Genomic DNA, 8,375 nt, shown 5'->3' on the forward strand with positions numbered 1-8,375 from the left:
GCCTCGTCCGCAGCCCCTACCGCCTCGTCCGTAGCCCCCGCTCCGGCTGCTCCCGCTACGATGCCTGCCCCGGCACCAGCGACAGCGCCCGCCGCAAGCCCACAAGCGCCCGCTTCCGATTCCCTGAGCATGCTTCCCGCCTTCGTGCAGGCGATGTCGAATCGCCTGGGGGAGCCGGCCCAGTACATTCCCGAGCTGGGTGCCTACCTTATCGTTACCAAACGGTTCTCCGCCGCGCTCGCGAACATGCACCAGCATTTCTTCGTGAGCGCATACGACGCGGCAGGTTACCCCGAGATGCAGGCCTACATGAAGGCATGCTCCGATTGGGCTCTCAACAATTACCAGGGAGCGCTGCGCGGGCTCCAGAAAGGCGTGGTCTCCTACGCCATCTTGCTCCAGCATCCCTTGAACGCAAATGCCGTCGCCTTCACCAAAGAGCTGCCGAAGAAGCACTTTGCCGCCTTTGATCTGCCCATACTCGTTGATCCCTTTACCGGTGCCTGCGAGATGCTCGAGAAGACGCCGGTCTGGGGCTTCGCCATGTGGAAGGGAATCAAAAAGGCCGCGCGCGAGGCCCTCGGGTTCTAGGAAGCCGCGTGCCGCCAAGTTCATTCCGGTTTTGGGAACTTCTTCTCTAGCATCTCTGGGCATGACCCGATCGCATTCTAAATAACCGCAGGATTCCGCTGGCAACGGCGAGCGATACCGCACGCCGAATGAAAAGATATTCCCAAAAGTGAAACGAACGTACGGGGCCCTCCCGCAGCGACGCGGAAGGGTCCCGTCTGGAAGGAAGGGCGTCTCATGCGAGGCCCGATCCCGGCCTCAAGGCCTCGCCCACTCGACGGGCCGGGCAACGCGGGCCGGGCAACGCGGGCCGGGGCGACGTGCCCGCCTGTCCGCCTCAAGGGAACGGCCAAACGGTGCGCCTTGCCCCCGCCTCATCTACTCAAGATTCAAGCCGGTTTCCCTGCTAAAGAAGTGCACCGTGTTGCCGCTGAACGAGAACGAGACGGCGTCGCCCGTCTTGACGATGCCAGCGTGCTCCATGAGCGAAGCGGCCTGCGCCACGATAACGCTATCGTGACCGTAGGCGTTTACATGGAGGTTCACGGTGCTGCCCATGAGCTCGACCACATCGACCACGCCATTCAGCACGTTTAGGCCCTCATCAGAGAGCGCGATGTGCTCGGGGCGCACGCCGAGCGTAATCGACTGCGAGCCCACACCGTTCGCGGCGAGCCGCGCCTGCTTCTCGGCCGAAGGCACCACCTGCGCGTCACCAACGCGCACGGTATAAGAGCCGCCCGCCTCGCGCACGAGCTCAGCGTCATAGAAATTCATCTGCGGCGTGCCGATGAACCCAGCCACGAAGACGTTGGACGGATGGTCGTAGACATCCTGCGGCGTGCCGATCTGCTGCACGGTGCCGTCTTTCATGACCACGATGCGGTCTCCCAAGGTCATGGCCTCGGTCTGGTCGTGCGTAACGTACATGAACGTGGTATCGATGCGCTCGCGCAGCTTGATGAGCTCGGCACGCATCTGGTTGCGGAGCTTGGCATCCAAGTTGGAGAGCGGCTCGTCCATGAGGAGCACCTTCGGCTCGCGCACGATGGCGCGCCCGATGGCAACGCGCTGGCGCTGGCCACCGGAAAGCTCCTTCGGCTTGCGGTCGAGGTACTGCGTGATGCCGAGGATCTTCGCTGCCTCCTCGACCTTCTTGTCGCGATCCTCTTTGGGAATCTTGCGCAGCTTCAAGGGGAACTCCATGTTGCCCCGCACGGTCATGTGCGGGTAGAGCGCGTAGCTCTGGAAGACCATCGCGATGTCACGGTTCTTGGGCTCAACGTCGTTTACGAGCTTGCCGTCGATGTAGAGCTCGCCGCGAGAAATCTCTTCCAAGCCGGCAACCATGCGCAGCGTCGTCGATTTGCCGCAGCCCGAAGGGCCAACGAGCACCACGAACTCGCGGTCGGCCACCTCGAGGTTGAAATCCTCGACAGCGAGCACGCCCTCGTCCGTCACCTTGAGGTTTGGCCCCTTCTTCTCGCCGTCCTTGGCCTTGTGGGCACGGCGCTTGCCCCCGGCGTGCGGGTAGACCTTCTCGATATGCCTCAAACTTACCTCTGCCATGGTATGCCCCTCCTTATCGGGTAGTTTCCTCGGATGACTGCACACGAGCATCGCTTTGCGCGGCCCATGCCTCCGCCGCGGCCTCGGCGTTCAGCGCGGCGTCCCGTGCCGCAACCTCCGCCTTCGGCAAGCGGCCATAGAGCTCCATCGCTCGATGAAGACGACGCGCAACCTGCTCGGTCGCGTAGCCCGGCAGCGCACGCCAGCACCAGTTTCCGCCGAGCGTCGAGGGCGTGTTGATGCGGGCATCGCTTCCCAAGCCCAGCACGTCCTGCATGGTCACGATCGAAAGGTCCGCAACGCTCGACCAGATGGCGCGCATCATGCCCCAGCCCTCGCCTTCAACTGCATCGAGGTGCAGGTACTCGCGGGCGAGCGCAACGTCGCCTGCATCCGCGGTGCGCAGCCAGCCGAGCGCGGTATCGTTGTCGTGGGTGCCCACATACGCGACGCAATGCGGCGTGTAGTTGTGCGGCTGGTACAAGCTTCCGCCGCCATCCCTGCTATCGAAGGCGAATTGCAGCACCTTCATGCCCGGATAGCCGGTGTCGGAAAGCAAGCGGTACACCGAAGGCGTCAAGAAGCCAAGGTCCTCGGCCACGATGGGACACGGGCCGAGCTTCGCCTCGAGCGCCGAGAAGAACGCCTTGCCCGGGCCGGGCTGCCAGCGCCCGCCCGCCGCGGTCGACGCTCCCGCCGGGATGGCATAGTAGGAATCGAAGCCGCGGAAATGGTCGATGCGAAAGATGTCGTAGAGATCGAGCTGGTAGGAAATGCGCTCGATCCACCATGCGTAACCGTCTTCCGCCATGCGCTCCCAGGCGAAGAGCGGATTGCCCCAAAGCTGGCCCGTATCGGAAAAGCCATCGGGAGGGCACCCCGCGACCTCGCGAGGACGAAGGTCCTCATCCAGCTGGAACTGCTCGGGATGCGCCCAGAGGTCCGCGCTGTCCTCGGCCACATAGATGGGAAGGTCGCCCATGAGCTCGATCCCGTGTTCGCGAGCATAGGCATGGAGGCGCGCCCACTGCCTGAAGAAGAGGCACTGCACGCCCTTCCAGAAACGCACTTCGCAAGCGAGCTCGCTGCGAGCGACGGCAAGGTCCTCGGGAACGCGCATGCGCAACCCCGGCTCCCACGTCGAGAGCGCGGCGCCACCATGGTCGCCCTTGATTGCCATGAAGAGCGCATAATCGTCGAGCCATGCGCTCTCGCGCTCGCAAAAAGCCTGGAGCTCGTCGGCGCGCGCGTTCTCAAGGCGCTCCACCGCGCGGCGAAGCACGTCGAAGCGGCCCTCGTAGAGCGCCCCGTAATCAACGCGCGCAGGGTCATCGCCCCAGAAGCGCCCCTCGTACTCGCCCGGCTCGAGCAAACCCTCCTCTGCCAGATCGTCAAGATCGATGAGATAGGGATTGCCTGCAAACGAAGAGAAGGACTGATAAGGGGAATCGCCGTAGCTCGTCGGTCCGATTGGCAGAAGTTGCCAGACCGATTGGCCCGCGGCGGATAGGAAGTCCACGAACGCGCGCGCCTCGGCGCCGAGCGTACCGACGCCCCACGGCGAGGGCAGGGCGGTCATGGGCATCAAGATGCCGGAACGCCTCATATCACTCCCCTCCTTTCACTAACCTGAACCCGGGACGCCCGCACACGGGTCCGTCCCGCTTTTGCCGTCTCGGGAGCGCGACCGGCAGCAACGCCGATCGTCGCCGCAACGGCATTGGACGCATCGTCGCCACCATCTGCGACGGGTGCGGAACCGGCACGATCTTCTGGCAAAAGCGCCCGCACGCTCTCGCGCTTGAGCAACTGGAACGGGACCATCTCGCGCACGGGCTTGGTCTCGCCGCCCAAACAAGCCAGAAGCGTTTCCACGCTCCGCGTCGCGATGAGGCGGGTGTCTTGGCGGATCGTCGTGAGGCGCGGAATCGAGAACTGCGATGAATTCACCCCGTCGAACCCCACGAGCGACAAATCTCCGGGGATGGACAGCCCCATATCGAAGACCGCGCGCATCGCGCCGAGCGCGATCGCGTCGCCGAGCGCGAAGACCGCCGTGAGGTCCGGGGAACGCATGATGAGCCTCACCATTGCGTCGTAGCCCTCCTCCATCGAGAAGTGGCAGGGCTCGTAATCGCGCTCATAATCGAGCTCGATACCGTGCGCCCGCAGCGCCTCCTCCGCACCGTGCAAGCGCCGACCGCTCACCTGGCTGAGCGCGCGGTTGCCGCCCACGATGCCGATGCGCCTATGGCCGCGGGAAAACAGGTACTCCACGACCTCGCGTGCGGCCTCTACGTCGTTCGTCGAGACGCTCGAAAGGTTCTTGAACGCCAGCCCGGCTGCGGTGTTGGTCACGAGCACGCCCGGCACGCTCACCCGGCTGAACGACGTCTTGAAGAACGCCGGGTCACCGCCCAAGAAAAGCATGCCCTTGGGATGGCGCACCTGCTGGTAGTGAATCGCATAGAGCACCTCGTTCTCATCCTCGTCGAGGTACACCACGTCGGCCTGCTCGTCCGCCTCCGAGAGCAGCGCCTGGATGCGCTCGAGGATGTCGGCGAACAGCAGGTTCCGCGCGCCCTTCACGAAGACGGCGATGGCCGTGCGCCCCTGCATCTTCAGGAAGCGGGCGTTCGAATTAGGCTCGTACCCAACCTCCTCGACCACCTTGAGTACGCGCATCCGCGCCTTGTCGCTCACGTTCGGATGGCCGTTCAGCACGCGCGAAACCGTTCCCAGGCTGTATCCGGAAAGCCGTGCGATGTCCCGGATGTCCATGATGACCTAGCCCTTGACCGCGCCCGCGGCGACGCCCTTGATGATGTGCTTCTGGCAGAGCAGATAGAACACCACCACGGGGATGACCGCCATGATGAGGGCCGCCATGATGGCACCCATGTCCACGCGGCCGTACGACCCCTTCATGAACTGGATCACGATGGAGATCGTCTTGTACTCGTTTGTGTCGAGCACGAGGTACGGCAGGAGGAAGTCGTTCCAGATCCACATGGTTTGCAGGATGCCCACCGAGATATAGGTGGGCTTCATGATGGGAAGCACCACCGAGAAGAAGGTGCGCAGCGGCGAGCAGCCGTCGATGAGCGCGGCCTCCTCGATCTCGATGGGAATCGATTTCACGAAGCCGCAGAACATGAAGACCGCAAGGCCCGCTCCAAAGCCAAGGTAGATGATGATGATTCCCCACGGGGTGTCGAGGTTCAAACGATCGGCCACGAGCGAGAGGGTAAACATGACCATCTGGAAGGGTACGACCATCGAGAGCACGCACAGCAGGTAGACCGCCCGGTTGAACCGGTTGCTCACACGGGTGATGAACCATGCGCACATGGAGCAGCACAGCAGGATGACAAAGACCGAGCCGATGGTGATGAAGACCGTCCACCACACCGCATCGAGGAAGCCATAGCGATCGATGGCCTGGATGTAGTTCTCGAGGCCCACGAAGGTCTGCTCGGTGGGCAGCTCGAAGGGCTGCAAGCTAATGAAGGTGCGGCTCTTGAACGAATCCATGAGCACGATGAGGATGGGCAGCACCCAGATGAAGCACAGCACACAGAAGAACGCCGTGCCCACCCAACTCAAGATATGCTTGCGTTTCATTTACTGCTGCACCTCCTTGGAGCGCGTCACGCGCAGCTGGATGAGGCCGATGGCCACGACCACGAGGCAGAAGATGACGGCCTTCGCCTGGCCCACGCCCTCCCAGCCGGTACGGCCGTAGAAGGTGTTGTAGATGTTGAGCGCCAAGAGCTCGGAGAGCTTCGAGGGCTCGCCCGCCGTAAGCGACAGGTTCTGGTCGAAGAGCTTGAAGCCGTTGGTAATCGAGAGGAACGTGCAGATGGTGATCGAGGGCATCATCATGGGGATGATGACGCTCTTCAGGCGCTCCCACGGACCGGCGCCGTCGACCTCGGCGGCCTCGAGCACGTCGGTGGGAATCGACTGCAAGCCGGCGATGTAGACGATCATCATGTAACCGATCTGCTGCCACGAGACCAAGATCACGAGCCCCGCGAAGCCGTACCATTCATTGAGGTTGATGGCTTGGCTGTACTGCGCCAGGATACCGTTGAAGATGAGCTGCCAGATATAGCCCAGCACGATGCCGCCGATGAGGTTGGGCATGAAGAACACCGTGCGGAAGAGGTTCGTCCCGCGCATCTTCTGCGTGAGGGCGAGCGCCAGCGCGAATGCGATGACGTTGATCACGAGAAGCGACACGATGGCGAAGAGGGCCGTGTACCAGAACGCATGCTGGAAGATGGTGTCCTGGAACGCACGAAGGTAGTTCTCGATGCCGGTGAACTGCGCGTCCGTCACCGTGGTGAAATCGCAGAACGACAGCCACACGCCCAAGATAAACGGCACGATGAAGCCGATGAGAAACGACACGAGCGTGGGCACCAAAAAGACGGGCCAATACTTCTTGATTGCTTTTTCCATATGCTGACCTCCTTACCCTAGAGACAGCGACGGCGGGCGGGAACCTGCCCCGCCCGCCGTGACGTTACGATGCAGGCAGAAAGCCGGATGCCCGGCTCCCGTTACAGCATGTACCGGATTACTCCGCCGCAGCGGCCGCCTCGGTGGCCCAGCCATCGACGAATGCGGTCACGACGCCGTCCCAGTTGCCATCGGTCTGGTCCGCAGCATAGGTGGTGAGAGCGGAGCCCACGCCGTTCTTCCACTCTTCGCTCGGCATGGTCGAGAAGTTCCAGGAAACCGGGGTCTTCTCGGAGTTGACCTCGTCGGCGATCTGGTTGAGCACGTTCTCGGAAGGCTGGTTGCCCTCGAACGGGATCACGAAGCCCATGCCGGCCTCACCGGAGGGCATGGCGCCGTCGGCGCCGCACATGGCCTTGGTGCCGGTATCGGACGTTACGCACCAGTTGATGAAGTCGAGCGTCGCCTGGATGTTGTCCTCGGAGGCGTTCTTGTTCACGCACCAGTAGTTCTCGGAGCCCGTGCAGATGCCCTGGTCCTCTTCGCCCTCGACGCCGATGTAAATCGGGATCAGGCCGAGGTTGTCGTCGCCGACCTCGGAGATGTTCGCGTACTCCCAGGTGCCGTTCTGATAGAACACGGCCTGGCCGGTCACGAACTCGGCGGTGGCGTCGTCGGCGGTCTTCGTGGAGAGCACGCCCGGCTCGCAGGTGGCGTTGTTGATGTAGAGGTCCCAAATCTGGCGATAGTTATCGAGATAGAGGCCCTCGATGGCATCGGTGTTGTCGATGCCCTTCTCCTTGTACTCGTAGTAGATCGGGAGGTTGGCCAGGTGGGTCTTGAAGCGCCAGTCGGAGCTGGAATCCATACCGGCAGAGGTGAAGGCGCTAAAGCCGAGCTCGTCCTTGCGGGCGGTGATGTCCTCGACGGCCTTCTTCAGGGAATCGAAGTTGGTAATGTCCGCCTCGGAGTAACCGGCCTGGTCGAGCAGGCTCTTGTTGTAGATGAGGCCATAGGACTCGATGACGTAGGCCACGCCCTTGGTCTTGCCGTCCTCGCCCTTGAGGGCATAGGAATCGTCGGTGAGGGTCTTCATGACGTCGGCGTCGTCGAGGTCGAGGCAGTAATCCGTCCACGAGGCCAGGCCAACCGGACCGTTCACCTGGAAGAGGGTCGGGGCCTCGGACTTGGCCATCTCGGACTTCAGCGTGGTCTCATACTGGCCGGAAGCAGCGGTCTTCACCGTTACGGGAACACCGGTCTCCTCGGTATACAGCTCAGCAAGTTCCTGCCACTGGGCATCCTGCTCGGGCTTGAAGTTGAGGTAGTAAACCTCGCCCGCAGCGCTCGCGCTGCCGCTGCCCGCCGCGCTGCCATTCCCGCTGCCACCCGAGCAGCCCGTAGCCGCGATCGCCGCGACACCTGCCGTGGCACCGAGCCCAGCCGTGATGAACTGACGACGATTCATCATGATAGTTTCCTCCTCACGTTTGAATTGAAATTGGAAACGTTTCCAATTTCTGTTGCCCTTATTATCGCTCGCCAGCTCTTTCCCAGAAATGAAACGTTTCCAAAATGACCGTTCATGGAGTACGCCGCGCCGTCTACCGTTCACGATTCGGCGAGCGGTCCAAATATGGAACGGTTCCACGAACGCCCTCCGCGAACGGTCTAGCATCGTTCCGCGAGCGGTGGCCCATCAGCGCATGAGACAATCGTGCCGGGTTAAACTGTCTCATGTGAGACAATCGTGCCGGGTTAAACTGTCT

Annotated in this window: 7 protein-coding genes; 1 reads left to right on the forward strand and 6 read right to left on the reverse strand. The window is 62.4% G+C overall.

Features of this window, described 5'->3' with window-relative positions:
* Nucleotides 1-129 precede the first annotated feature (129 nt).
* Nucleotides 130-591 carry a hypothetical protein gene (locus AC1VS5_RS09125; protein ID WP_022349838.1) on the forward strand — a complete coding sequence of 154 codons (462 nt, stop codon included), beginning with the start codon at nucleotides 130-132 and terminating at the stop codon, nucleotides 589-591.
* Nucleotides 592-948: 357 nt separating this feature from the next.
* Here the strand turns inward: AC1VS5_RS09125 and AC1VS5_RS09130 are convergent, their stop codons facing one another.
* The 6 genes from AC1VS5_RS09130 to AC1VS5_RS09155 all read right to left on the reverse strand — a co-directional run bounded on the left by AC1VS5_RS09130 (nucleotide 949) and on the right by AC1VS5_RS09155 (nucleotide 8,077).
* Nucleotides 949-2,139 carry an ABC transporter ATP-binding protein gene (locus AC1VS5_RS09130; RefSeq protein WP_276766862.1) on the reverse strand — a complete coding sequence of 397 codons (1,191 nt, stop codon included), beginning with the start codon at nucleotides 2,137-2,139 and terminating at the stop codon, nucleotides 949-951.
* A gap of 13 nt (nucleotides 2,140-2,152) precedes the next feature.
* Nucleotides 2,153-3,745, reverse strand: coding sequence for a 4-alpha-glucanotransferase (gene malQ, locus AC1VS5_RS09135; protein WP_481218422.1), 1,593 nt, complete (start codon nucleotides 3,743-3,745; stop codon nucleotides 2,153-2,155).
* Nucleotides 3,742-4,920 (reverse strand): LacI family DNA-binding transcriptional regulator, encoded by a 1,179-nt coding sequence (locus AC1VS5_RS09140; protein WP_481218423.1) that lies wholly within the window; start codon nucleotides 4,918-4,920, stop codon nucleotides 3,742-3,744. The genes malQ and AC1VS5_RS09140 overlap by 4 nt, the downstream gene beginning before the upstream one ends.
* Nucleotides 4,921-4,926: 6 nt before the next feature.
* Complete coding sequence (locus tag AC1VS5_RS09145; protein ID WP_417058117.1) at nucleotides 4,927-5,763, reverse strand: carbohydrate ABC transporter permease; 837 nt, start codon at nucleotides 5,761-5,763, stop codon at nucleotides 4,927-4,929.
* Nucleotides 5,764-6,606, reverse strand: a complete 843-nt coding sequence (locus AC1VS5_RS09150; RefSeq protein ID WP_019128006.1) for a carbohydrate ABC transporter permease — start codon at nucleotides 6,604-6,606, stop codon at nucleotides 5,764-5,766.
* A gap of 118 nt (nucleotides 6,607-6,724) precedes the next feature.
* A complete protein-coding gene (locus tag AC1VS5_RS09155; protein ID WP_481218424.1) occupies nucleotides 6,725-8,077 on the reverse strand; it encodes an ABC transporter substrate-binding protein in 1,353 nt (450 codons plus the stop codon).
* Nucleotides 8,078-8,375 lie beyond the last annotated feature (298 nt).

The sequence above is a fragment of the Enorma sp. genome, assembly GCF_982429025.1.

What these genes read in the sequence shown, in the direction of transcription:
- AC1VS5_RS09150 (WP_019128006.1), bottom strand. Translation starts at nt 6,606, where the DNA reads ATGGAAAAAGCAATCAAGAAGTATTGGCCCGTCTTTTTGGTGCCCACG.
- AC1VS5_RS09145 (WP_417058117.1), bottom strand. Translation starts at nt 5,763, where the DNA reads ATGAAACGCAAGCATATCTTGAGTTGGGTGGGCACGGCGTTCTTCTGT.
- AC1VS5_RS09125 (WP_022349838.1), top strand. Translation starts at nt 130, where the DNA reads ATGCTTCCCGCCTTCGTGCAGGCGATGTCGAATCGCCTGGGGGAGCCG.
- AC1VS5_RS09140 (WP_481218423.1), bottom strand. Translation starts at nt 4,920, where the DNA reads ATGGACATCCGGGACATCGCACGGCTTTCCGGATACAGCCTGGGAACG.
- malQ (WP_481218422.1), bottom strand. Translation starts at nt 3,745, where the DNA reads ATGAGGCGTTCCGGCATCTTGATGCCCATGACCGCCCTGCCCTCGCCG.
- AC1VS5_RS09130 (WP_276766862.1), bottom strand. Translation starts at nt 2,139, where the DNA reads ATGGCAGAGGTAAGTTTGAGGCATATCGAGAAGGTCTACCCGCACGCC.
- AC1VS5_RS09155 (WP_481218424.1), bottom strand. Translation starts at nt 8,077, where the DNA reads ATGATGAATCGTCGTCAGTTCATCACGGCTGGGCTCGGTGCCACGGCA.